The sequence below is a fragment of the Nitrosospira sp. Nsp18 genome (genome assembly GCF_900103145.1).
Classification (GTDB): domain Bacteria; phylum Pseudomonadota; class Gammaproteobacteria; order Burkholderiales; family Nitrosomonadaceae; genus Nitrosospira.
This window is the reverse complement of record NZ_FMWY01000010.1, coordinates 84827-110801: the sequence shown is the minus strand read 5'-3', so window position 1 is coordinate 110801 and position 25975 is coordinate 84827. Positions and strand designations below refer to the sequence as shown.

21 protein-coding genes are annotated in these 25975 nt (G+C 50.9%); 16 read left to right on the top strand and 5 right to left on the bottom strand.

The features are described from left to right. The 9 genes from BLS94_RS06730 to BLS94_RS06690 all read left to right on the top strand — a co-directional run. Positions 1–622, top strand: a 622-nt coding sequence (locus BLS94_RS06730; RefSeq protein ID WP_143021658.1) for an XrtA system polysaccharide deacetylase, incomplete at its 5' end; no start/stop codon positions are given. A gap of 4 nt (positions 623–626) precedes the next feature. After that, on the top strand, positions 627–1712 hold the full coding sequence (locus BLS94_RS06725) for a FemAB family XrtA/PEP-CTERM system-associated protein (RefSeq protein ID WP_072767766.1): 1086 nt from the start codon (positions 627–629) through the stop codon (positions 1710–1712). A 4-nt stretch (positions 1713–1716) separates the two neighbouring features. Beyond that, on the top strand, positions 1717–2922 hold the full coding sequence (locus tag BLS94_RS06720) for a TIGR03087 family PEP-CTERM/XrtA system glycosyltransferase (RefSeq protein WP_090958830.1): 1206 nt from the start codon (positions 1717–1719) through the stop codon (positions 2920–2922). A gap of 57 nt (positions 2923–2979) precedes the next feature. After that, positions 2980–4569 (top strand): exosortase A, encoded by a 1590-nt coding sequence (xrtA, locus tag BLS94_RS06715; RefSeq protein ID WP_090958826.1) that lies wholly within the window; start codon positions 2980–2982, stop codon positions 4567–4569. After that, the gene (locus tag BLS94_RS06710) at positions 4553–5767 is read left to right on the top strand and encodes a TIGR03088 family PEP-CTERM/XrtA system glycosyltransferase (protein ID WP_090958823.1); all 1215 of its coding nucleotides are present in this window, start codon (positions 4553–4555) and stop codon (positions 5765–5767) included. The genes xrtA and BLS94_RS06710 overlap by 17 nt, the downstream gene beginning before the upstream one ends. A gap of 9 nt (positions 5768–5776) precedes the next feature. Continuing rightward, positions 5777–7690 (top strand): XrtA/PEP-CTERM system amidotransferase, encoded by a 1914-nt coding sequence (locus BLS94_RS06705; RefSeq protein ID WP_090958818.1) that lies wholly within the window; start codon positions 5777–5779, stop codon positions 7688–7690. A 205-nt stretch (positions 7691–7895) separates the two neighbouring features. Beyond that, a complete protein-coding gene (locus tag BLS94_RS06700; RefSeq protein WP_090958815.1) occupies positions 7896–8858 on the top strand; it encodes a polysaccharide deacetylase family protein in 963 nt (320 codons plus the stop codon). Between the two features lie 42 nt (positions 8859–8900). Further along, complete coding sequence (locus BLS94_RS06695; protein WP_090958812.1) at positions 8901–10181, top strand: acyltransferase family protein; 1281 nt, start codon at positions 8901–8903, stop codon at positions 10179–10181. 46 nt (positions 10182–10227) lie between these two features. Beyond that, positions 10228–11457, top strand: coding sequence for a carboxylate--amine ligase (locus tag BLS94_RS06690; protein ID WP_090958809.1), 1230 nt, complete (start codon positions 10228–10230; stop codon positions 11455–11457). Here the strand turns inward: BLS94_RS06690 and BLS94_RS06685 are convergent. From BLS94_RS06685 to BLS94_RS06675, 3 genes are all read right to left on the bottom strand, one after another. After that, a complete protein-coding gene (locus BLS94_RS06685) occupies positions 11441–12031 on the bottom strand; it encodes an arsenate reductase/protein-tyrosine-phosphatase family protein (protein ID WP_090958806.1) in 591 nt (196 codons plus the stop codon). The genes BLS94_RS06690 and BLS94_RS06685 overlap by 17 nt on opposite strands. 139 nt (positions 12032–12170) lie before the next feature. Then, the gene (locus BLS94_RS06680) at positions 12171–14378 is read right to left on the bottom strand and encodes a VanZ family protein (protein ID WP_090958803.1); all 2208 of its coding nucleotides are present in this window, start codon (positions 14376–14378) and stop codon (positions 12171–12173) included. Positions 14379–14432: 54 nt separating this feature from the next. Next, positions 14433–15782, bottom strand: coding sequence for a right-handed parallel beta-helix repeat-containing protein (locus BLS94_RS06675; RefSeq protein WP_256325313.1), 1350 nt, complete (start codon positions 15780–15782; stop codon positions 14433–14435). A 200-nt stretch (positions 15783–15982) separates the two neighbouring features. Between BLS94_RS06675 and BLS94_RS06670 the strand changes: the two genes are divergently transcribed. Beyond that, positions 15983–16348: a Fur family transcriptional regulator gene (locus BLS94_RS06670; RefSeq protein WP_256325312.1), complete on the top strand. Its 366-nt coding sequence runs from the start codon at positions 15983–15985 to the stop codon at positions 16346–16348. A gap of 102 nt (positions 16349–16450) precedes the next feature. On the opposite strand, the gene BLS94_RS14845 is transcribed toward BLS94_RS06670, so the two are convergent. Next, on the bottom strand, positions 16451–16759 hold the full coding sequence (locus BLS94_RS14845; protein WP_176767812.1) for a hypothetical protein: 309 nt from the start codon (positions 16757–16759) through the stop codon (positions 16451–16453). A gap of 115 nt (positions 16760–16874) precedes the next feature. Between BLS94_RS14845 and BLS94_RS06660 the strand changes: the two genes are divergently transcribed. The 3 genes from BLS94_RS06660 (at position 16875) to lolD (ending at position 21099) form a co-directional block, all read left to right on the top strand. Beyond that, entirely contained in the window at positions 16875–19010 is a 2136-nt protein-coding gene (locus BLS94_RS06660; protein WP_256325311.1) for a TonB-dependent receptor, read from the top strand. A 171-nt stretch (positions 19011–19181) separates the two neighbouring features. Next, positions 19182–20429 (top strand): lipoprotein-releasing ABC transporter permease subunit, encoded by a 1248-nt coding sequence (locus BLS94_RS06655; protein WP_072767779.1) that lies wholly within the window; start codon positions 19182–19184, stop codon positions 20427–20429. Further along, positions 20422–21099, top strand: coding sequence for a lipoprotein-releasing ABC transporter ATP-binding protein LolD (lolD, locus tag BLS94_RS06650; protein WP_090958795.1), 678 nt, complete (start codon positions 20422–20424; stop codon positions 21097–21099). The genes BLS94_RS06655 and lolD overlap by 8 nt, the downstream gene beginning before the upstream one ends. A 70-nt stretch (positions 21100–21169) precedes the next feature. Here the strand turns inward: lolD and BLS94_RS06645 are convergent, their stop codons facing one another. Continuing rightward, positions 21170–21748, bottom strand: coding sequence for a DUF2062 domain-containing protein (locus BLS94_RS06645; RefSeq protein WP_090958791.1), 579 nt, complete (start codon positions 21746–21748; stop codon positions 21170–21172). A 290-nt stretch (positions 21749–22038) separates the two neighbouring features. On the opposite strand from BLS94_RS06645, the gene BLS94_RS06640 reads away from it, so the two are divergent. From BLS94_RS06640 to BLS94_RS06630, 3 genes are all read left to right on the top strand, one after another. After that, entirely contained in the window at positions 22039–22254 is a 216-nt protein-coding gene (locus BLS94_RS06640; RefSeq protein WP_090958787.1) for a hypothetical protein, read from the top strand. Between the two features lie 187 nt (positions 22255–22441). Further along, a complete protein-coding gene (locus BLS94_RS06635; protein ID WP_090958784.1) occupies positions 22442–24118 on the top strand; it encodes an FAD-binding oxidoreductase in 1677 nt (558 codons plus the stop codon). A gap of 382 nt (positions 24119–24500) precedes the next feature. After that, positions 24501–25544 (top strand): methyltransferase, encoded by a 1044-nt coding sequence (locus tag BLS94_RS06630; protein WP_176767811.1) that lies wholly within the window; start codon positions 24501–24503, stop codon positions 25542–25544. The last annotated feature ends 431 nt before the right edge of the window (positions 25545–25975 follow it).

Here is a 25975-nt window from a genome sequence, read left to right as displayed (position 1 = left end):
GGGAAATAACGCCAATTCTGGCAATTTCCTCAGACCTTGTATACCCCTCAACGTTAATATCTGTAAGGCTTGCGGACGTATTTCAGGGACGACTATTCAAAGCAAAGCCATTCTCGAGGATATCGGTGGACAGGCGGTGCTTGGCTACCGAGCGCCGAGCTTTTCCATCGGCAGCCATAATCAATGGGCGCTGGATCTGCTTGCAGAAGCAGGCTATCGCTACAGTTCAAGTATTTACCCGATCAAACACGACCACTACGGCATGCCGGATGCGCCCCGTTTCGCCTATTATCCCCGCAGCAATAACCGATTACTCGAATTGCCTATCACCACGATGCGCTTATTCAAGCGGAACATCCCCGCAGGTGGGGGCGGCTATTTCCGGCTTTGGCCCTATCCGGTTTCAAAATGGTTCCTGCAGAGACTGAATCACATCGAGCACCAATCCGCGATCTTTTATTTCCACCCATGGGAGATAGATCATCAGCAGCCGCGCCAGAAGGGTATCAGTATGAAAACCCGCTTCCGCCACTATTATAATCTCCATCGAATGGAAGATCGTGTCAAAGCCCTCACCCGCGATTTCGAGTGGGATCGCGTAGATCGGATTTTCCTGGGTTAAACGTATGAGTTGCATCGTCGACGCTTTTCGGGAGGAACAACAAATCCGCCCCCTTCAGACTGAAGCGCCGTCTGTGCACTTGCTGCAGCCGCAAGAAGAAAAGAAATGGGATAAATTTGTATCGGCCTGTCCCGAGGCCACCTTTTTTCATCGTGCAGGCTGGCAAGCCGTTATTCAGCGTGCATTTGGGCATAAAACCTGGTTTCTTTATGCTGAGTCAGAGGGCGAAATTCAAGGTGTGCTGCCGCTGGCAGAGGTCAAGAGCCACCTTTTTGGTCATTCCCTGAGCTCCCTGCCATTTTGTGTCTACGGCGGTATTGCCGCAATTTCCGAGCCCGGCCGGGAAGTGCTTGACCGAGCTGCCCAGGCGCTTGCTTCACGGCTGCGAGTGGACTATCTGGAATACCGGAATTTGAAAATGCGGCATTCGGACTGGCCCACCAAGGATCTCTATGCGACCTTTCGAAAGGAAATTTCGCCGGAAATAGAGCAGAACATGCGGGAAATTCCACGCAAGCAGCGCGCAATGGTGCGCAAGGGTATCAAGGCCGGGCTGGAAAGTGTCGTAGATGAGGATATCGAGCGTTTTTTTTCAGCCTATTCGGCAAGCCTTCACCGCCTTGGCACCCCCGTTTTCTCGAAAAAATATTTTCGCATACTCAAAGAGGTTTTCACGGATGACTGCGAACTTATGATCATCATCAAGGAAGGGCACACCGTCAGCGGCGTGATGAGTTTTTATTTTCGTGACGAGGTCTCGCCTTATTATGGAGGGGGAACCAGCGAAGCACGGGATTTGGCCGGCAACGACTTTATGTACTGGGAGCTGATGCGGCGTGCTTGTGAAAGAGGCTATAAAATCTTCGATTTCGGGCGCAGTAAACATAACACCGGGTCTTTCGATTTCAAGAAGAATTGGGGATTTGAGCCGCAACCGCTTTACTACGAATACCAGCTACACCGGTCCGAGGCGATGCCTGATCATAATCCGCTTAATCCCAAATATCAGCTTTTCATCAAGGCTTGGCGGAAACTCCCCATTTCCGTTGCCAATTTCGTCGGGCCTTACATAGTAAAGAATCTGGGCTAGATCAGTGCAGGAGCTGCTTTATCTTGTCCATCGCTTTCCCTACCCGCCTGACAAGGGGGACAAAATTCGGTCCTTTCATTTGCTCAAGCATCTCAGCCAGCGCTATCGCATCCATCTCGGCACTTTTATTGATGATGAGATGGACCATAAGTATCTTGAGAGAGTCAGGGATATGTGCGGGGAAACGTGTTTCCTCGATCTCAACCCGAGGTCAGCACGAATTCGTAGCCTGACTGGTCTGCTTTCGGGGCAGCCACTCACCTTGCCCTATTATCACGATAAGCGCTTGCAGGCATGGGTCAGCAATTTGCTTGCAACAAGGCCTATCGGAACCATTCTGGTTTTCTCGGCAGCCATGGCTCAATACGTCAGCCATGCTATGAATATCCGCCGGGTAATGGATTTTGTAGATATCGATTCGGACAAATGGATGCAATATGCGGCGACCACTACCTGGCCGATGAGCTGGATATATCGGCGTGAGTCGAAATTGCTGCTCGATAATGAAAAGCAGGTCGCCAGGCTCTTCGATAGTGCGACCTTCGTTTCCGAGACCGAGGCCGATCTATTTAAACGTCTTGCGCCCGAGGTTGCGGCAAAGGTTACCTACTTTAATAACGGGGTCGACGCTGATTATTTCTCCCCGCACAATATCTACCCTAATCCTTATTTGGCAGGTATAGACACCCTTGTCTTCACTGGCGCCATGGATTACTGGGCCAATATTGATGCCGTTCGGTGGTTTGCAAGCAATATTTTTTCCGCTATCCGTCTGCAATTGCCCAAGGTCGAGTTTTATATCGTTGGCGCCCGTCCATCAGCGGCGGTAATGGCTTTAGCCGATCTTCCCGGCATCATCGTTACCGGGTCAGTGCCCGACATCAGGCCCTACCTTGCCCATGCATCCATGGCAGTGGCGCCGCTGCGTATCGCACGCGGGATTCAGAATAAAGTCCTGGAGGCAATGGCTATGGGAAAAACGGTTGTTGCCTCTCCGCAAGCCATAGAGGGGATCAATGCGCGCCCTGATAGGGATATGGTAGTTGCTAACGATGAAAGTGATTTCATTAACCGAATTATCAAACTCCTGCAGAACGGGCCGAGCTGTACCATTGGCCGCGCCGCCAGGGCTCGTGTTCTAGCAGATTATAATTGGGAAAAAAATCTGGGGCGAATCGATGCGCTCTTGTCCCAGCCGCAGACAATTTAACAAGGGCCATTTGCATATCTTGCAAAACAATATTCGAGCTGCGGGAAATGGAATGGCATGAGTGCGCATACGCCGAAACAAGTTGAGCATGATTCCATAGTGGCGCCAGATCAGCAAAAGCTGAAGGCAGCCGCGCTATTGACGCTCGCGACCATTACCGGAATTTTGGCTGGCTATCATGAGACTACCGGGTCCATGATTTCAATCTGGATGCGATCCGAGACATTCGCACATGGCTTCCTGATCTTTCCCTTCAGCGCTTACCTGATATGGGGTCAGCGCAAGCACCTTAGTGAGGCGCTATGCCAGCCAAGTCCGCTTGCTCTGCTGGTGCTTGCAAGCCTGGGTTTCAGTTGGCTACTGGCAACGCTTGCCAGCGTTCAGGTATTTAAGCAGTTTTTGTTGATAGCAATGATTCCAGCCGCAGTTTGGGCAATTCTGGGGCGCCGAATGGTCTGGGCGCTTGCCTTTCCGTTGGCTTATCTCGCGCTTGCGGTTCCATTTGGGGAAGCGCTGATCCCGCCACTCATAGACTTTACCGCCGACTTTACCGTAAAGGCGCTTCAATTGACCGGCATACCGGTGTACCGCGAGGGCAGTTTTTTTTCCATACCGAGCGGAAATTGGTCCGTGGTGGAGGCATGCAGCGGCATACGGTACCTGATCGCATCGTTTACATTGGGTACCCTTTACGCGTATCTTACATATCATAGCCTGAAGCGGCGCCTGATATTCATTGCCCTCTCGCTGATCGTCCCCATCGTTGCGAACGGCATCCGCGCTTATATGATTGTAATGACCGGCCATCTGAGCGATATGCAACTGGCTGTAGGGGTCGACCATCTAATCTACGGTTGGGTTTTCTTCGGTTTCGTGATGTTGTTATTATTCTGGATCGGCTCTTTCTGGCGGGAGGATGACAATACATATGCTAACGACAGTGCCGGGCCCACTACAGAAATAGAAACCGGACGTCATGCCAACGGGAAAATTCCGCTAAAAAATACAGTTTCCGCCGCCGGTGCAGTCCTTGCGGTGGCCTTCATCTGGCCGCTATATGCCGGGCACCTGGAGCGCGCTTCTTCCCCTGGCACAGAGCCAGGAATTGATATTCCGGATATCCCGGGAAAGTGGCGGATCAGTTCAAGCCGAACCTCTGACTGGAGGCCGGAATACGTCGGCGCCGTAACTCAATTGTCGCAGAGTTATCAGAAAGACGGAATGTCGGTAGATCTTTATATCAGTTATTACCGTAATCAAACACAGGATTCAGAACTGATCAACTCCCAAAATACGCTGGTATCGGAAGCTGATCCAGGTTGGCACAACATCAAGCAGGAAACGCGCAGCATAGCGTTGGGGTCCCGGCACGAACTCGTCAACCAGAGTCAATTGCGATCTTCCTCAACACAGCTGTTGATATGGCGATGGTATTGGCTGCGCGGGGAGAGTACGGCAAATCCCTACCTGGCTAAATTTATCTTGGCGAGGAACAAGCTTTTGCAAAGGGGCGCTGATGGGGCTGAGGTTATTATCGCTACCCGTTATGAAGATACTCGAGAGGAAGCGGTTCCAGTACTTCAGGGTTTTCTCGACGATATGTTGCCTGCTATAACTGAGGCGCTCCAGAATGCAGACAGTCGCTAGCGGCCGCAGCGATGGGAAAAAATCCGCTGGCGGTGCTGAGCAGCCTCCGCTTATTGTCCATGTAATTTACCACTTGGGTGTCGGGGGCCTGGAAAACGGGCTTGTGAACCTGATCAATCATATTCCGCCCCAGCGTTACCGACATGCCATCGTTTGTTTGAAGGGCTACTCCGATTTTAGCCAGCGGATTATGACCGAGAATGTGGAAATCGTGGCGTTGAATAAGCGCGAGGGGAACGATTTCAGCGTTTATATCAATCTCTTCAAAACCTTCAAGCGATTGAAACCGGATATTGTACATACTCGCAATCTCGGCACGCTGGAGGGCCAGGTGATCGCGGCGTTCGCGGGCACGCAGGCACGAGTGCATGGCGAACACGGCCGGGATATGTTTGATTTGTATGGGAAGAACCGTAAATACAACCTTCTGAGAAAAGTAATTCGACCTTTTGTGAGTCATTTCATCGCTGTCAGCAGAGATCTGGAGAATTGGCTCGCCAACACCGTGGGGGCCACGCCGGATCGCATCAACCAGATCTACAATGGAGTCGACAGTTTGCGTTTTCATCCGCGCAATCGCAAAGACTCCCGAGCGGAAAATTTCCCGGAGCTGCGGGAAGGATTTTTTACGGAGAATACCTTTGTCATTGGTAGTGTCGGTAGAATGAGCGACGTAAAAAATTTTCCCAGTCTGGTTCGGGCTTTCCTGATGCTGTTGCAAGAAATGCCCGCCGCTCGGGAAAGACTTCGGCTTCTGATCGTGGGTGACGGAAATTCGCGGTCGGAATGCATCGGGATGTTGCGCGAAGCCGGAGCAGAAACCCTCGCCTGGCTTCCAGGCGAACGAGCCGACATTCCGGAGTTGATGCGGGCGATGGACCTGTTTGTGCTGCCTTCTTTGGGCGAGGGCATTTCGAATACGATATTGGAAGCCATGTCCACCGGCTTGCCGACGGTAGCAACTCGCGTTGGTGGCAATGTGGAGCTTGTGAGGGAGGGTGTTACAGGGATGCTCATTTCGCCAGATGAGCCGGCCGCTATGATGGAAGCGATATTAAAATACTATCGAAACCCGGATTTGATTGCCAATCACGGCAAAGCAGCCCGGCAACAAATTGAGACAAGCTTCAGCATGGATGCCATGACCCAGGGCTATCTGCGGGTCTATGACGAGGCATTACGCCTGCGCTCGGATTAAGGAAAAAGCATGTGTGGAATCGTCGGACTGTTTGATACACGAGGCCAGAGAGAAATCGACCGGCAATTGCTCGGGCGCATGAATCAGACGCAGGTTCACCGTGGGCCGGATGAAGGGCAACTATATACAGAGGCAGGGATAGGTCTTGGCCACCGCCGCCTTTCAATAATGGATGTTTCCAGCGGACAGCAGCCGCTTTTTAACGAAGACGGTTCCGTTGTCGTCGTTTTCAACGGTGAAATCTATAATTTTCAGGAACTCGCCAAGGAACTTGCCGTTCTGGGACATGATTTTCGCACCCATTGTGATACGGAAGTCATTGTCCATGCCTGGGAAGAGTGGGGTGAACGTTGCGTAGATCGGTTTCGCGGCATGTTTGCCTTCGGTTTGTGGGATCGTAATCGCGAGGTGCTGTTTCTTGCGCGCGACCGGCTTGGTATCAAGCCGCTCTATTATAGTCTGCTGAACGATGGCACATTCCTTTTCGCTTCCGAGCTAAAGGCTCTGCTTGCGCACCCGGATTTTCGCCGGGACATGGATCCCCACGCCATCGAAGATTATTTTGCTTATGGTTATGTTCCTGAACCAAAAACCATATTCACGCAAAGTCTTAAACTGCCGCCAGCTCATACACTGAAGCTTCATCGAGGCCAGAGCACGCTGCGCCCGAGCCAGTACTGGGAGATACCGTTCACTCCGAATGGATGTACCGATGTGCAAGAGGCGCAGGAAGAGCTTATTGTCCGGTTGCGTGAATCAGTAAAGATCCACCTTATGACTGAAGTTCCTCTGGGCGCTTTCCTGTCGGGTGGCGTCGACTCCAGCGCGGTGGTGGCGATGATGGCCAACCTGAGCGAAGAACCGGTTAATACGTGCTCCATCTCCTTTGGCGACCCCGCATTCAATGAATCCCAATATGCGCAAAAAGTGGCCGATCGTTACCACACTCAGCATAATACAGAGCAGGTAGACGCAGACGATTTCGACCTTATAGACAAGCTGGCCTCTCTGTATGACGAGCCATTCGCCGACAGTTCGGCAATGCCTACCTATCGGGTTTGCGAGCTGGCCAGAAAACGTGTCACAGTTGCGTTGTCAGGAGACGGCGGCGATGAAAATCTTGCCGGCTATCGCCGCTACCGTTGGCACCTTTATGAGGAACGGATGAGATCCATGTTGCCGCTCGGATTTCGTAAACCCTTGTTCGGCCTGCTGGGAAATGCCTACCCCAAAGCTGATTGGGCACCCAAGGTTTTACGTGCAAAATCCACATTTGAAGCGCTCGCCCGCGACTCCGTCGAAGGATACTTCCACGGTGTTTCCATCATGAAGGATCGAATGCGCCAACGCCTGTTCAGTGCTTCTTTCAAACGCAATCTCCAGGGATATGATGCAGTGGAAGTGCTACGCACGCATGCGGGAAAATGCCCTGTACAGGATCCCCTTTCCCTTGTGCAATACCTGGATATGAAGACTTACCTCGTTGGCGATATCCTTACCAAGGTGGATCGGGCGAGCATGGCGCATGCGCTGGAAGTACGCGTCCCGCTGCTGGATCATAAGCTGGTCGAGTGGATATCCGGCCTTCCAGTCTCGCTTAAGCTGCGCGGCCAGGAAGGCAAATACGTGTTCAAGAAAGCGCTGGAACCCTACCTTTCCGATGACATCCTTTACAGGGACAAAATGGGATTTTCGGTACCGCTGGCAAGCTGGTTTCGCGGCCCGCTACGCCAAAGACTAAACGATGCATTAATGGGCCCGACTTTGGCCGACACGGGGTTCTTCAATAAGGCGTTTCTAAAGGAAATGCTTGAGCAGCATCAATCGGGACGGCGCGATTATAGTGCTTCGCTCTGGTCACTGCTGATGTTCGAATCGTTTTTGCGTAATGTGCTCGATACAGAGCAACCCCGGCGTGCCTAAGAATGACCTCAGGGTGGTATGACGTTCCATGGCAGAAGCTCGGCAAATTCCACAATCCCTGGATCATGTGATTACGTGGAAAATAGCATCGCCGGCCTCTCATTTATTTCTGACGTAAGGCGATCTGATCATTTCGTTGAGCCGTTAGCGCTAATGGCCGCGTTTCTCCTGCTGGCGGAGCAAAAATCCTGGAAGGTGCGACAAGATGATGGACGTATTTCTCACCGTTGACGTAGAAGTTTGGTGTGATGGTTGGGACGACATTGATGCCAAATTCCCCGCCGCCTTTCAGCGATATATTTACGGGCCTACGCCAAGGGGTAATTACGGTTTACCGCATCAACTGCATCAGTTACAGGAACATGGTCTGACCGGCGTATTTTTTGTTGAGCCCCTTTTCTCGACCCGCTTTGGCCTGGACCCATTAGCCGAAGTTGTCGGCCTTGTTCGGGAACGAGGTCATGAAATACAGCTTCACCTGCATACTGAATGGGTTGACGAGTCCAGCGAGCCCTTGCTCGACAATATAACGGGCAAAAAGCAGTTCCTGCGATATTTTTCTTTAAAAGAACAGACAATTTTGATTCATGCAGGCGCGAAGTTAATTGAATCGACTGGTGGGCAGTGCGTTAACGCGTTTCGCGCGGGGGGCTTCGGCTTCAACAGGGATTCGCTTCGTGCCCTTGCCGCAAATCGCATTGCTTTCGATAGCAGCTACAACGCCAGCATGTTGGGGCTGGATAGCGGGGTTAAGCCAGATGTTACGCTTGTCGAGCCGGTTGAGTGTGAAGGGGTTTTCGAGTATCCCATGACGGTTTTTGATGGGGGTATGCATTCACTGCGGCATGTGCAGGTGACCGCATGTTCCTATCGGGAGATGGAGGGCTTGCTCTGGCAAGCACTGGAAGCCGGACGGAAGGCTTTTGTTATCCTCTCCCATAACTTCGAGTTGCTTAATAGTAGTATGAGCCGGCCGGATGATATCGTAGTAGCCCGCTTTCGCAAGCTCTGCTCATTTCTGGATCGCCATCGGGATTGCTTTAATGTCCGCGGGTTTAATGATTTGACCCCTACTACGGTGTTTTCGCAGCCGGCGCCGCTTACCTCGCCGATCTGGAAAACCGGACTTAGGATGCTGGAACAAGGTGTGCGGCGGGGGCTTCGTTGAAGCAGGTATGGCGTCATCAACAGGGACCTATGCAGCTTCAGCTTGGCAATAAGTCGTATTTTCGGATGGGTGAAAGGTGTACCGGCTACCGGTGTTACGCACGCACGAGATATTCATGCCCGTCCCGATCCTTTGGCATCTGCCGCTCATGCAGATTTTAAAGTCCTTTCCCTGACCTGTTATCTGTTGATCATGACCGCGGCTTTCTCTACTTATCTGGATGTGATGCGCTTCATGGCCGCTTGCCTGGTCGTCATCTATCATTCTCGGAATCCCCTATTCACGAAAGAGTGGATTCCCTTCTCAAGTTACGGTCACGAGGCAGTAATCGTTTTTTTTGTACTCTCCGGTTATGTAATTGCATACGTATCCGATACCAAGGAACGCGCACCAATCGCTTATTGGGCGAGCCGCTTGGCACGGATTTATTCGCTGGCGATCCCGGCAATTCTGCTTACAATTATTCTTGATACCATCGGAGAGCGTTTGGCGCCTCGATTTTATGAGGGAGCGACCACCCACGATTATTGGTACATCAGGCTGGTTTCGAGTTGGCTATTCACAAACGAAGCGTGGGTGTCCATCATGTCTTTCTCGAATGTTCCCTATTGGTCGCTTTGTTATGAAATGTGGTACTACGTTTTGTTTTCGCTATATGTACATCTCAATGGACGTCGGCGAACGGTCCTCATCGCTGCCGTGTGTATCTTTGTCGGTCCCAAGATTTTGTTATTGCTACCGTTGTGGGTTATCGGGGTGGTTATTTACCGGTGGAAGGCGCCATATCTTCTCCCGATATGGGTGGGCTGGGCATTTTTCTTGCTGTCGGTGATTTTATTTGGCTTGTACAGTCACTTTCAGCTCACCGAAGTTCTGTCGCGTTGGCTATTGCAAGCTATGGGCGACCATTGGCATAAACAACTTGCCTTCTCGAAGTTTTTTATCGGCGATTATCTGCTTGGTGCAATCATGTTCATCAACTTTATTGGCGCGCGCCGCATCGCGGATCGGGTATCCAGTTCGATGTTGAAAGGTTCGGGAACAATTCGCCGGATTTCAGATTTCACGTTTTCATTGTATATCCTGCATCAACCGTTATTGTTGTTTTCGGCATCCCTTATAAACTGGCCATCACAAGGCTATGCATTCTATTTGGCGATCATGGCAACAACTTGTATGAGTATTATCGTTATCGGGACAATCCTGGAGAAACAGCGCTTTCCACTACGCAAGTGGATCCAGGCACGCATCGCCAGCATTGAGCGCAGCCCGGTGTGGCAGCGACGAATCCTGCCGCTGATTCTGAAAGCGCTGCCCGCCTGATGCATTGAATGATGACGCATTCTTTTATTATGGGATCTTTCACATAATGAAGGCCCAGTCGCGTGTGCTGCTACTTGGCATCGATACTCCGATTGGCCTTGCGATTGTGCGCGAGCTCGCGCAACACGGTGTCGAGGTACACGGTATCGCCCATGACCGTGCAGCGCTTGGGCTGTACTCCCGTTACCTGACGCAAGCCCATTTTCGCAAGTCTTCACGCGAAGGCGTGGCGCGCCAGGTTGTGGCGCTTGCTCATGCACTTAAACCCTGCCATGTGATGGCAATTTCGGAAGGCGATATTGCGCTGTTGAATAACCACCGCTCGCTATTTGGAGAAATACGTCTTCTGATACCGACGGCAGAGAATATGGCATGGGTGCTCGACAAAACAAAGACCTACGTCATGGCTGAGCCGTTGGGCATCCAGGTGCCCAAATCTTTCAAGCTTCGCAGTATGGATGATTGGGATACGATAATGCCGCGCTTGTATTTTCCGGTTGTCCTGAAGTGGCGCGATCCAAACGCGGTCGCCGCAAAATTGAGTGCAGCCGGGCTCAAACTGGAGAAGATGATCTATTGCCATAACCCCGCGGATCTTCATGCGGTGCTCACGCCATACATAGCAATTGGCGAGTTTCCGTTAGTTCAGGAATATTGCCCAGGCTACGGATTAGGTCAGTTCGTATTTATGCATAAAGGTAATGCTCTGCTCACATTCCAGCATCGCCGCGTTTCCGAATGGCCGCCGGAAGGAGGCTTTTCTTCTACCTGCGAAGCAGTGCCGCTTACCGAACACCGGGTGCTGATGGAGAAATCGATTGCCCTCCTCAGATCCATTGGCTGGGAAGGGGTGGGAATGGTTGAGTATCGTTTCGATCCTCTCACGGGTCAAGCCGCGCTAATGGAAATAAACGGACGTTTCTGGGGGAGTTTACCGTTGGCTTACCACTGTGGCGCCGCATTCGGCTGGCTGACTTACGCGGTGCACGGTAACGACGAACATCCTGGTATTCCAAAATCACGTGATGATTTGCGTTGCCGTTTTATGATTCCGGAAACCAAGCGGTTATTACGAATACTATTTCAACCGCATCTGATTCAAGACCGTTCGTTGCATTTTGGACGTTGGCGGGAGCTCGGACGCTTTATCCTGGAGTTTTTGCGTCCTGGGGTTCGTTATTATGTATTCTCATTCAGGGATCCCATGCCATTCTTCGTGGATATTGCTCTCTCCTTGGTTTCGCGCGTGCGCAGTGTGGTTAGACGTCAACTTTGATCTCCATACCCTTTGCCGCCGCATATTCAGCACACAACTGTTTCACAGCCGTCTCGATTACCTGGAAACAGGTAACGAAGTAGTCATCGGAAAGTGAAAAAGGATCATGTATGTGGAGACGTCGCGGTTTACTCCAACTTCCCAGCAGACCGACGTGTACTTCATCAGGAAGCGATAAGGAAATTAGCTTGCGTGCTTGCCTGATTTCCATCGCCAGTAATAAATCGCCCGCATGGAATTGAAAATTACCGATATCGGTAACCTGGTGCGACTTCAGATTTACACCAAACTGAAGGGAGGTCTTCATCGCTGTGGGATCGGCACGCATACCCGTTGTTGTAGCCAGACCGAAGGATACGCTGGGAATGCCGAGTGAGCGCGCCAGGTGATCCGCAAACGAACTGCGGCATATATTTCCCTGGCAGACGAACACCAAGCGGTTCACATGACCCAGATCATGGCGCATAAAAGGGCGTAACCGCCCGCTCCTGTGCTCGGCATGAGCGAGTCCAAGACGAATAAGACCACGATAGGTTCCGAAGCGCCGATTGATTGGGGCAAGAAATTGCCGCATTACATTGTCCGCTTTCTATGAATATAATATTTTCCCATCATGATGTATTGAAGTTGTTGCTAATGAAGTTGTTGCTAATGCTGTCAGATAACAGTCCAACCCATTAGACCGGGTAAATATTGAACGATCACAGGCCTTATTAATAAGGCCTGTGTTGCGAAGCATCAGCAATTGAAGCATTCCGGGTCTGGTAGGGATTTAGCATACCAATGCGAATTCCGAGCGCCACTACGATTATGAATCCAAGCTGAACTGCGCACCAGCGCACGAACAATTCCAGATTTGACAGTAAATGCTCACGATCCGGTCCGAGCAAGAATTGTATGCCAGAGAATGTAAATCCGTATTTCTCCACGTTCGGCTCCAAACCCATGCTCAGCAGCCACCATCCCACTGGCAGCCCAGCAATGGAACCAATAATCACTATGGGGAGATGCTGAAAACTGCACATTCCACGCCCTAGTGATACCGCGTTAAAGCAAACCAGCCCAAGCAGAGCATAAAGGTAACCGCCGCCTCCCCACCCCATTGGACCGTCACGCATTATGAGCTCATTCAGATTATCCGTGGAAGACCAGTCAAAAGTGACAGATTTAGCCAGCCATAGCCATGGCAGAGCACTTGCGATCAGTAAAATAGCATGAGGCACACGCAGTGACCCATGCTCGTGCAGATCAAAGGAAACAAAAATTAGCACCAAAAAAATTAACAGCGGGCCATACAGCGCAGTATAGCGTCCCAACCGTTCGAGTAACCCAATCACATCCGGGCCTGCCAAGAGAAAGAATTCCCGCCAACCGCTACCCCAAATGTCCCAGTTGACGACGAACCAATATAAGTTATTGGATCCCACAATATCATCGATACTTTCCTGAGTAACACTCGTAGCTAGCAGCATCAGGCTAATGAGACTCACTAAAAGTGCCCAAATCGGAAAGCTGAGGAAGGGCAGGTTGCTGGTCCCGATTTTTCTGCTGGCCCATACTGCGCCGGCGCCCACCCATAACAATGCGCCCGCAAACACGAGCAAGAAAAAAAAGTGAGCATCGCCAAGGAACATTTCACGCAGATTATACGGTATGCCCGGCATGCGCAGCACGCCCCAGATCGAGCCCGCGAAACATAACAGAATAAACCCCTGCAACATCCACCAGGCATCGCGCGAGCTTGTGAGTGTTGCGCCATGCTGTTTTCCGGCATGCACAGCGTCCCTGGCACCACTTGGTTGTGGATGTGGTTGCGGGATCGAACCTTGTGCAGCGGATAGCGCCCAGCCAATGCCCAATAGCAGAATTGGCTCTGTCACATCCGCTGTGCGACCAAGCAACCCCATCTGTATCAACTCAAGCAAGCTTGACCATATGGCCAGACCAAACGCTGCTCCCTTGATGCTGACCCCCATTTTCTGTATGAGCCATAGCATGGCTGTATATGTAAATAATGACTGGACCAGCACTCGAACATTTACTTCCATTGAACCCCCGAGCATCGTGGCAAAAGGAATGCCATTGAAGGTTCCGCCCGGAGCGGGAGAAAAAGGTGTTAGCGCGTTGATGTTCCACGCTGCCAGCAGCAGCCAGAATGCCACTTCAAACGGCATTTTGAGCCCGGCGCGCAACGCGATCAAATATCCGCCATAACCTGCCAGGGTCCCCAGGAGAAGCGATGCGTCCAGTGTCAAATTCACGATAACGACTTTACCGGCCCAGAGCAGCAGGATCGAGGCCCCCAGCCACCAGGCCGCCCGTTGCCCCAATGCCGTGAAAGCATTGCCTGCGACAACTATACCGGCTGCATGCATCGTGGTTGCCGGGAAAGAAAAGCTGAATACGAGGAAAAGCGGCTTTAGTGCATCCTTGAATTTTTGTATGTCCAGCGATGGCACCAGCGGCAACAATTCGGTGAGCAGCCATAGTACCAATACCACCAGAGGTACGAGCGAGGGGACATCCAGTGGCTGTCCCCTCGCAGATGAACGCGTTGCTATCAGATGTGCTGTCGCTATGCCTGCTGCCGTACCTACCATATTCCATGCCACATCCGCCAGCGCTGCGGAGCGAGACGGAAGCCAAACCTGAGCTAACTGCAGGCCGAAGGAATATATCAGCGCCAGAAAGAGTAGCGTGGCGACACCGATCCTGCTATCAGATCTTTTTCGGGTAAATAATATTCCTGCCATTCCCAGTGGAAAAAACAGTGCAACATTACCCAGCATATCCCCCCGGGAAGTCAATAAATTCCAATCGGTAAGGAATTGCTTTACAGCACCCGCGCCAGGTTCGGAAATATCGCCGGGATATAGCGATCCATAGGCAATCAATACGACGATAACGGACAGAACGCGCATTTTTCCTAGCGATAGCGGGATAAAATTAAACTGAGCGCAACGGATGACACTCCATTATTGCTTAAGGGGCGCTGGCTTGATTTCCAGCATTGGGGCCCAGCGGGGCTTGGCTTTGCCAAGCGCATAAGCGCCTATCCCGTCTTTGCCACGTAAATCGCCATCGAAATCCAGGCCGGCATCCGGATATATATCGAAACGCACATTGCCTTCCGCATGCTTCCGTACGTTGCCGTCTGCCGGTGCCAAGTTCATTTCGCCTAAAGGCGCAAACGGCCGAGTAAGAAAATCCGAGGCCTCGTTGAGTTCGCCAGTTAGATTCCCTTCCAGGAAAGCATCGTGTATTCGTGAGCTGGCGAACACCATATTGGCAGTGACGAGTTGTGGATAGGCTGGATCGTGCTCGCGTCGTGAAAGTGTTATGCCCGACCCGTTGGCTATCACCGTATTGTAGAACACACTTATTACGCGTGCCGTATCGTTATGCGGTTGAATCCGTATCGCATCGCCAAAATGATTTACGAACAAATTATTGTACAACGCGATATTGCCTTCCCCCTGGAACAGCGATTCATGCGGATTCTGATAGAAAAAATTGCCATAGACGAGATAACGATCATCTGCACCCGATCCCATAAGCGGCCAGTGCCCAATCAGTACATTGGGCCTCGCCATCTTCTGGGACGATCCTCCCTTCGCCTTGCTGAAGACATTGTGGCGAATGATCGTTGCGTTGCGTCCATTCGGTATCTCCGGCAATATTGGGCGAGATTGCTGATGTTTGATCTGCAAGTTATAACCGAGCGTATCAATTACCAGATTGTGCTCGATCAACCCGGCAATGAATGGCGCGCGTCCATCCGAGTTTCCGAGATAGAGGCCGGTCCCGGCGCCCTCGATCACATTGTTGCGAATTATCCAGCCCCAGGCCGGGCATTTGGTGGAAATACCTACCGTTTGCTGATTATTGCCGTGGCCGAGCACGCGTAACCCCTCAAGGGTAATGTGGTGTGCCCAGTCCGCATGCCCTTCGCATTTCACGCCATCAACCGGCAGGCGGCGGCCATCGAGATCCAGATTACGAATAGAGATGTAGCTCGAATTGATGATGCTGATCGTGTTATGCCCAGGTCGCGCCACAAAAACCGCGCGCGGGCCTCTTTCCGGCCCCGAAATCGTAATCGGTGCTTGTGCGGTGCCGCGTAGATAGTGTATCGGCAGACCGTTCTTATATTCTCCCGGCAGCAACCGCAAGTAAGTGCCTGGTTCCAGTATTTTCAATCTGGCGAGATAATTATCCGGATTGGCTATATAGGTTGCGCCTGCGGAAGCAGACGCTAGTCCGACGATAATGCTGGCGAGCACCAGGATAAAGTAAAACCAAAAAATACGACCTGATTTGATCATTTACATGGATATTAGTGAGTTCGGGGAGCCGCAGACGCCAGTTTATCAAACGATGCATTTCATCTTTGACAGTATCACCAAACGGTGATTGCGCGTACACAATTATTCAGTTATATTAAATGCAACTATGTTGCAATACTAACGTTATGTTTAACCCGCAGAAACAAGCAGAAGAGATGATCCGCCGTTGCGGAGAACGCGTGACAACTGGCAGAATCCAGGTTCTCGCCATTCTGCTTGCGGAACAACGGGCTGTCACGCATCACGAAATTGAAAAGCGTTTATCTGACAAGCCCAGACTGAACCGGGTGACGCTCTATCGCGTACTCGAATGGTTGAACGAAAAATGTTTCGTGCATAAAGTGGTGGGCGACGACCGAATATGGCATTTTCGTGCAAATAGTCCAACAACCTATCACCAGCATGCGCATTTTGAATGCATGCGCTGTACCAGGGTGGTTTGTCTTGATGATATGAAGGCCGAGTATGATTCTCCATTGCCCGCTGGTTATCAATCCCGGGAAATTGAATTAAGGGTCAAAGGATTATGTGCCGAGTGCGCATGACGGGATTTTCTTCTGTGCATCAAGCATCAGTCTGAATATCCAGCGCGGCAGGTATTGGCGTAATGCTATCAGATGATTTTGCGTAAGATATTATTTTTGATTTTAGTGGTGGCGTTGTCGGTCGTCCCGGTCCTTCAGGCGGCCCATGCCCTTACTCACGTCGGTGACGCCGATCACATCGGCAACACTTATGCCGATGATGGGCAGGAAGAGCGCAAGCTCGATCCCGACGATGGTGTCGACGGAGACAAGATCTGTCTTGACTGCCTGGCGCTGACAGGGTTCAGTATTGCTGTTGTCCTGCCCGTTTTCTTCTTTGACCAGAAGAGGCGCCAGCCTCTGCCGTACCTGGTATCGAGGCCTATCCTCCAGAGTTTCTCTTTCCCTTATTTCACCCGCGGGCCACCGCAAGCTTAATTTTCCCCTTTTTAATAGTTGATCTCGAACGGTACTCGTCATTTTGACGTTTGCCGATCCATTTACGTCACGCCCATCTCCTGCTCATCGAGACTGGCGGCAGTCGACGATGCCAACCGAATTGGCGCGCGGCGTAACTGGGGTGATTGAAATCCCAGGTTTCCGTTTTCAGAAAGTCAGCATGAACTGTTCAAGTTGTGGTTTGGACGCACTTCTGCATAGTGCGCAGGAATTATCGAGATTAATTGTTACTATGGCAGTGCTTGCCATATTCAGCATGGCATGCGCCCAGGCTCAGCAGCACAGCCAGGACAAGGTATTGCAGCCGGTCGTTGTGACTGCGACCCCTTTTGACAATCGGAGTGAGCTCGATATGGCTCAGCCCGTTTCAGTATTGAAGGGTGACGATTTGCGCCGCAAGCGGGAAGCGAGCCTGGGCGATACGCTTTCACGCGAGTTGGGTGTGGCATCCTCTTCCTTCGGTCCGGGCGCAGGCCGTCCGATCATTCGCGGTCTTGACGGCCCTCGCATTCGAGTACTGGAGAACGGTATCGGTACGCTCGATCTCTCAACCATCAGTCCGGACCATGCAGTAACGGTTGAATCGTTCAACGCCTCCCAAATCGAGATACTGCGAGGTCCGGCTACACTGCTCTATGGCAGCGGAGCATCCGGCGGCGTGGTTAATGTTGTAAACGGCCGGATCCCCAGTCAACTGTTTAAATCTCTCAAGGGTGATGTCGAGATTCGCGGCAATACCGCAACAGTGGAACGTAGCGGCGCTTTAAACGCATCCGGCAGCGTTGGGAAGGTATCCTGGAGCGTAGGAGGGTTCAGGCGCAAAACCGATGATTATCACATTCCCGGACGAGCGGATGAAAGCGACCCGAACAGTAAAAAGGGAATGGTTGAAAACAGCGCAGTCAATTCGGCAAGTGGTTATGCGGGTGGTTCTTACATTGGCGAGAAAGGATTTTTGGGTATATCTGTCTCGCACCTGGAGAGCAAATACGGCATACCCAGCCCTGAAGGCTCAAAGATCGATCTCAAGCAGACCCGTTATGATATGTCGGGTGAACTGAATGAGCCGGTGCGTGGCTTTGACCGGCTTAAGGTACGAGTAGGCTACAACGATTACAAGCATAATGAAATAGAGAACACCGGCGAAATTGCGACCCGGTTTAGAAACCAGGGGTTGGAAAGCCGCGCCGAGCTTTTGCATGCACCGATAGCAAAGTGGCAGGGTGCACTCGGTTTCCAATTCCAGGATCGAAATTTTTCCGCCTTGGGCGAGGAAGCCGTAGTGCCGGTTACAAAATCCAATTCTGCCGGCCTATTCCTGGTCGAAGAGCGGAACTGGGATCGTTGGCGGCTGGAACTCGGCGGCCGGATCGAGCGCGCGACGCAGGATCCGCAGAACAATATCAATCCGTCGCGTGCATTCAACCTCTATAACGTCTCTGCGGGCACCTTGTGGAAATTCATGGATGGCTATGGTTTAGGCCTGACTGGCACGCGGGGGCAGCGTGCTCCGTCTACCGAGGAACTGTATATGCACGGGGCTCACCGTGGCACGGCCACATTCCAGACCGGTGACAGCACCTTGTCCAGTGAGACAACCAACAATATCGATCTTGCGCTACGCAAGACCGCCGGCATAGTGAAATGGAAGGTCAATGTTTTCCATAACTGGATTGACAATTACATTTTTGTTCGCAATGCCGACGTCAATGGTGATGGGGTGGCGGATCGCGCCGACGATACCGGGGCGCTGGATCCCAATGGCGATTTTCTGATACAGAATTTTGCGCAGACCGGCGCGAGATTTTATGGCGCTGAAGCAGAAGCTATCTTTACATTGAAACCCGACACTATCGATTTGCGGCTGTTTGCAGATTATGTGCGTGGAAAACTGAATAATGGAGGCAACGTACCCCGTATCACCCCACCCCGGTTTGGACTGGAATTCAACCACAGGAGCGGGCCCTTGACGGCGAACGTAAGCGCGACGCGAGTGATGCGTCAAAACCACCGCGCGGAGCTTGAAACCAGTACTCCCGGATACACCCTGGTGAATGTCGAGGTAACGTACCGGATCAAGAAAACGAAATCAAACGGTATCAAAATCTTCATCCAGGGCAAGAACTTGCTTAATGAGGAGATGCGCGTGCATACCTCTTTTTTAAAGGATTTCGCGCCCCTGCCGGGGAGATCGCTGGTGGTGGGCTTGAGAGGCGAATTCTAGGCGCTGCATTGCAAAAAAAACTATACCCGAGCCCAACTCTGGTTGAAGCCCTGGAGGGCTATTTCAGGTAAAAAAATTTGCCGATACCATCACTGCGATATGCGTTTATCTATTAAGACATGCCGTAATGTGGCAAACTATCAGGTTACCCCATCTTCGGTATGTTGATCCGTGTCTTCGTACGAACTTTTTATTGGTTTGCGCTACACCCGCGCCAAACGCCGAAATCACTTCATCTCTTTCATTTCCCTGATCTCCCTGATGGGTATCACGCTCGGCATGACAGCCCTTATTACCGTCATGTCGGTCATGAATGGTTTTCAGAAAGAAGTCCGGACCCGCATCCTTGGTGTGGCGTCCCACATTCAGGTGAGCGGCATCAACGGCACGTTGACCGACTGGCGCAAGGTCGCCGATGAGGCACTTAAGCATCCGGAGGTAGAAGCTGCCGCACCTTATGTCAGCGCGCAAGGCATGGTTTCGTTCGACCAGATTGTAAGTGGCGTTGTGGTTAGAGGTGTTTTTCCCGACATGGAGGACCGCGTAGCGGACTTGGGGCGGATGATGATAGACGGCAAGCTTGAAGATCTTGTGCCGGGAAGATTTGGTATTGTCATCGGCCGGGAATTGTCGCGCGCCTTGGGGGTATTCACGGGTGACAAAATTGTCCTGATTTCGCCGCAGGGACAGGTCACGCCGGCAGGCATATTGCCGCGCCTCAAGCAGTTCACAATTGTCGGTATCTTCGAAGCAGGACATTTCGAGTATGACTCAGGTTTGGTACTGATCCATTTGGCGGACGCACAAAAGCTGTATCGCATGGAGGAGGATCAGGTATCGGGTGTACGGCTGAAGCTGGATGATCTGTTCCAGGCGCCGCAAGTAGCGCGAGAGCTTGTACCACTGATTTCCGCGGATGTTCATATCACCGATTGGAGCCGTCAGCATGCCAATTATTTCCGTGCAATCCAGATTGAGAAGCGCATGCTGTCGCTTATTCTCGCCCTCATCATCGCGGTTGCGGCTTTTAATATCGTTTCTACCCTGGTCATGGCCGTAACCGACAAACAGTCTGATATTGCGATACTACGCACGCTGGGCGCCAGCCCGCGAAGCATAATGAAGGTTTTCATTGTTCAGGGTACGTTGATCGGTATCCTCGGCACGACATTGGGCGTGATCGGCGGCGTGCTGCTGGCCTATAACGTAGAGGCGGTGATAGCGACTATCGAGCGCCTGTTCAGTGTGCAATTCCTTTCGCGGGAGGTATATTACATCAGCGAGATTCCGTCGGACCTGCACTTCGCCGACGTGATAACCGTCGCTGCGGTATCGTTTGTGTTGACATTGCTGGCGACGCTGTATCCGAGCTATCGAGCTTCCAGGGTCAACCCCGCAGAAGCGCTGCGGTATGAATAAAACGATTATTGCCTGCCGCAATCTGCGCAAAAGTTATTATCAAGGCAAACTTGAAGTGCCGGTACTTTTGGGAATAGACCTGAATGTGAAAGCGGGAGAAACAGTTGCGATCGTCGGCACGTCGGGTTCCGGAAAAAGTACACTGCTACATCTGTTGGGGGGGTTGGACGCGCCCACGGGAGGCGACATACGCATCATGGGGCAGGAAATTGCCGCCATCGATGAAGAAGAAAGATGCCGGTTACGAAATAGATCGCTCGGTTTCATTTATCAGTTTCATCATTTACTGCCCGAATTCAGCGCGCTGGAGAATGTCGCCATGCCGTTGCTCATTCGACGCATGAGAAATGCTGAAGCATATGAGAATGCGGCGAAAGTCTTGGCGCAGGTGGGCTTGGGCCATCGTCTTTCCCATACCCCCGGAGCGCTTTCGGGTGGTGAGCGCCAGCGTGCGGCGGTGGCGCGCGCGCTGGTCACCCGGCCGGCCTGTGTTCTTGCGGATGAGCCTACCGGTAATCTCGACCGGCGCACCGCGGCGGGTGTTTTCGACCTGATGATGGATCTTAATCACAACATGGGCGCGAGCCTTGTCATTGTCACCCACGATCCGGAATTGGCCAGGAAGGCGGGCAGGACGCTGCACCTGGAGGATGGGATATTAGCCGAATAACACGGCCACGTACCGCTTCAATATCTCGCTATCGCTGCCTGAATGGCGATGAATATTCATCATCATTTATTTATTCCATGTGGTCGGTGCGATTTATAGCCGCACGTCGTTTTGCCCGCTTGCGCCATTCATGAATAGTGTATAGCCGCCATCCTCCGCGCACCAGGAGGTAGCCTGCGAGAGAGAGCAACAGCGCCAGCAGGAACATACCCAGGAGTAGAGGCTTTCCGAGCGAGACCACCCAGTCCATCAGTGCCGGTGCCCACTCGCTAATGCTTTTATCCATCAGGTGCAGCTCTGTTTGAGGCATGTTTTCGTTACCGTTACCCGTAAAGAACGCGCCAATGGCATATGCAGCCATATAGATGGGCAGGATAGTGAAGGGGTTGGAATAGAGCGTGGTAACCACAGCCACCGGGAGATTAACCTTGAAAATGATGGCAAACAAAGCGGCAAAAAAGAATTGTATCGGATTGCTGCCGGGAATCAGGCCGGTGAACAATCCAACTGCGACGCCACCTGCAACTGAACGTCGATGCAGATGCCACAGGTTGTGATGATGCAACTTTTCTCCGAATAGTCCGACAAATCGGTTCTGCCGAATGGTCTCGTGAGAAGGCAGGTATTTTTTGAAGAATTTTCGAACCATGGCATGAGTGTACGGAAATACCGGCGAGCCATGCAAACATAATAACTTGTCATCAAGAGACGATCCTGACCAGAAGTCCGTCCAGCTTAAAGCAAAACAAGACGCCCGCTGCGCGTCTTTTCGCGACACGCGTGCGCTCAACAAACCGACATCTATTGTTATAGCTTGAAGTCGCGGTCGATCTTGCCCGGTATTACCTTTGTCAGTGGTTCAGCATTCCTTCTTATCATACGATTTTAATCGTGAAAATCACTGATGCGAGCATGTATTCTGGCATTTGCCCTTGGAGTATGGCTGCTGCAACAGCAGGCGGAACTGCCGAATGTTCGATGGGCATGGACGCTCCTGCCTGGCGGGGTGTTCGCGCTCCTGCTTCGCGCTGCCGGACCCACATTTTTACCATTACGGGCAAGGTGTTATTTGCTGGCGTCTTGCTGGGTATGGGGTTTTTCTGGGCGGCTGTTTTCGCCCAGTCGCGCTTGACCGATGTGCTCCCGCACGCATAGGAAGGGCGCGATATCCAGTTGATCGGGGTAGTGCTATTTCTAGAAAACAAAATAATCTATAATGTATGCTTAATAAATAAATATTTTCCACTATGGCTCAAGCAAAACCACCGTCTGATCGTGAACCTAAAATAGTACTTATCGCAGTCGCACAAGGCAGAAACGCTATTAAAAGTAATCATGAGTTATGACAACTTATACCGATGTATCCAACCTGCATCGCCTTGAAACGGCAATTCAGCAATGGGTTGAACTTCTGGGCGTGGAGTACGTGCTTAACGATGCGGAAACGCTAGCTGTTTATGCCCGAAGTACTTCATCATGCGGTACCCAACCTTTGGCTGTTCTACGCCCTCGCTCTACCGAAGATGTTGTCACGATCGTAAAAATTGCGAGTTTTTTTTGTATCCCTCTTTATCCCATCAGTCGGGGAAAGAATTGGGGCTATGGAGACGCCTGCGCCGTTACGGATGGACAGGTCATTGTTGACCTAGGCCGAATGGATCGAATTATTGAAGTCGACCAGACCCTGGCTTTTGCTGTGATCGAGCCTGGCGTTACTCAGGAGCAACTTTCGATGTATTTACTGGACCGCAAGATCCCATTGTGGATGGACTGCACCGGCGCCGGTCCTGATACCAGTCTCGTTGGCAATATCCTTGAACGTGGCTTCGGGCATTCTCCTTATGGCAATCGCTTCCAAACCGTGGCTGGCTTGCAAATTGTGCTCGCAAATGGACAAGTCCTTCAAACGGGCTTCGGGCATTACCCGCAAGCCAAGACCACTTACTTGTTTCCCTACGGTGTCGGTCCTTATCTGGATGGGTTGTTCACGCAATCGAACCTTGGTATCATAACCCGGTTAGGAATGTGGTTAATGCCCGCATCAAAATGCATCAATCACTTTCTTTGTTTTATCGAGAATCATGAAAATATTCAACCAGTCGTTGATGCGCTACGTCCATTGCGTATGGATGGCACGCTGCGAAGTAATGTTCATATCGGTAATGACCTTAGATTGATCTCGGGGGGTCGATCCTATCCCCTGGAATCCGCGCGGGGCAATATTCCTCTGCCTGCGGATTTGCGAAAAGCGCTCCGCATCGAAGCAGGAGTGGGAGCTTGGACCGTATCCGGCGCGCTCTATGGCACACCACGGCAGGTTTCCACTACGCGTAAAATCCTCAGAAATGCACTCAAGGGCACAGGAGCTACACCTGTTTTTCTCACCCAGCGAAGACTCGCATTTGGCGCGATGATTGCACGCATGTTGGGCAATTCAGCGCTAGCGTCGCGTCTAAAAACCAAGATTCAAGTTGGCAACGCTCTTTTTGACATGAACAGAGGCATTCCTAATGGGAGATTTCTCGCGGGTGCTTACTGGCGTAGGCGCGCTGGTCTACCCTCAAATTTTCCCAGGAATGCCGATCCGGCTGCGGACAATTGCGGATTTTTATGGCTTTCTCCGGTTATCCCTATGCGGGGGGAAGACGTGCTGCGACTGTACGCCATCATTGAGCCTATATTCGAACAACACAGGTTTGACCTCTTCATTACTTTTAGCATGTTTAATGAACGCGCTCTAGGGACTGTGATTACGATAGCTTATGACAAGGAGGAAATCGCTGAAACTGAACGGGCGCAAGCATGCTATCGTGCATTGTTCCAATCTGTTATGGAAGCCGGCTATATTCCTTATCGCGTGGGTATCCAATCCATGGCGGACCTTGACCAAGGTTCCGACAACTTTTGGAGTACTACTAGAGCCATAAAAATGGCTCTCGATCCTCAGGAAATTATTGCGCCAGGGCGTTACCAGCCGGAACGAGCACCCCGCAATGCTTCTTACAATAATATGACCTAACAAGAAAAGAACTATCTACTTGATGGGGAAGCCTTTGTAATGAAGAAAACAAGAAATATCCCTTTGGTATAATCATCTTGCCAGACTTGACTATAGTAAGTTTCTATGACATTCATCTTAAACCGATAACGTGTCCCGTGATTAAATGTCACCAATATTTAACAAGTTTAGTCCTCCTTTGCGAAGAAGCTTGCGATGGCATTTGTGGTCACCGGTCATATAATAGATAAACTCAAGTCCCTTGGCTGCTATGCGTTGGGAAATCCTGCTAATGGAATCCGTATCAACTGGTCGCTTAGAGCATGGATCGGATATGTTTATTAATGGATGTTGTCCAGCGGAAGCACCTCGCCCAATCACATCCTTAAAAAGGAATCTACAAATGTCTCCTAAACCTTCAGATGAACTAGATCTCGATTCATTTTTTCTAATTTCTACAGGACATACCGCTTTTCAGCTACTGTGGGCAGGTGTTGAACTTGGACTTTACGACTTTTTATCCAAAGAATTACAAAGTTCATTTGATGATATTGCCAATCATCTTAATTTGCAGCCGCAGCCTACTCGAATATTACTGACGGGCTTAACAGCTTTGAAAGTCATTAAGAAAAAAAATAACCAATATACCAATGCGCGATTGACTGAACAAATGCTCGTCACCAATAAACCAGATTCATTTGCACCTGTTTTGGGTTGGCAGCGTTATATTGTTTACGAAGGACTTGTAGATTTTGTAGACTCGCTTAGGAAAAACGACAATATCGGTCTAAGGCGTTTCCCTGGAAAGGGCAACACCCTTTATGAACGTCTTGTCAATGATCCTTTTAAAGAAGAAGTTTTTCAGAAGGCGATGAGCGCTTTGTCACACCAAGCCAATTTCTGTTTATGCGATTTAGAGGCGCTGAAAAATATACACCACTTGGTTGATGCCGGTGGTGGCGATGGGACAAATGCAATTTTTCTTTGTAACAACTATCCTGATATGAATGTCAGCATCTTCGATTCTGATTCAGTATGCAAAATTGCAATGCAACAAGTAGAAAAAGAAGGTCTGTTGGAACGCATAAAAACCTACACAGGTAATTTTCTTAGTGATCCTTTTCCAAAGAATATTGATGCGATTTTATATTCTCACATACTTACTATCTGGTCACCTGAAACTAATTTGCGATTATTAAAAAAGGCTTACGAAGCCTTGCCAGAAGGGGGAAGTATTATAATTTTTAACATGATGGGAAATGATGATGATAGCGGCCCAATAAGCACTGCCCTTGGCTCACCCTATTTCCAAGCGATTGCCACTGGTGAGGGCATGCTTTATTCGTGGGCCAATTATGAAGCTTGGCTTAAAGCAGCGGGTTTCTTAAAAATTCAAAAATATGATGAGTTACCGCTTAATCATGGCATATTGATTGGTACGAAATAGAGTAAGGATCTCTGCACAACTGAACTGATTAGACGGGAATGAATCAGAATTGGAGACGAGACAACGAAGGGTAAGCAGATGCAAACGAGTTTGAATTGATGGAAATGGAAGTGCGCGAAAACCGCGATAGCGCATTGATGAAAGCCCATGCATTGATAGAAACTGATAGAAGTCGCGCCGGGAATTTGAACAAGTCTATAAGTGGCTGCGGGGCTTTGATACGGAGCAGAAAATGGCAAAAAAAGCGAGAGGACGCACTCAGCGGTATTCGAAGCCAACGTGGCGCCGGCGGCGATAGCAGGTGACTTTGCTGCGCCAAGATGGTTGGAGGAGGAAAATAATCCTCTCAGCATTAATGTTACGCACGATATTTATTAATTTTTATTATTTTTGATCATGGAGACTTTATGTCTACTGCCGGAATCGTTGGC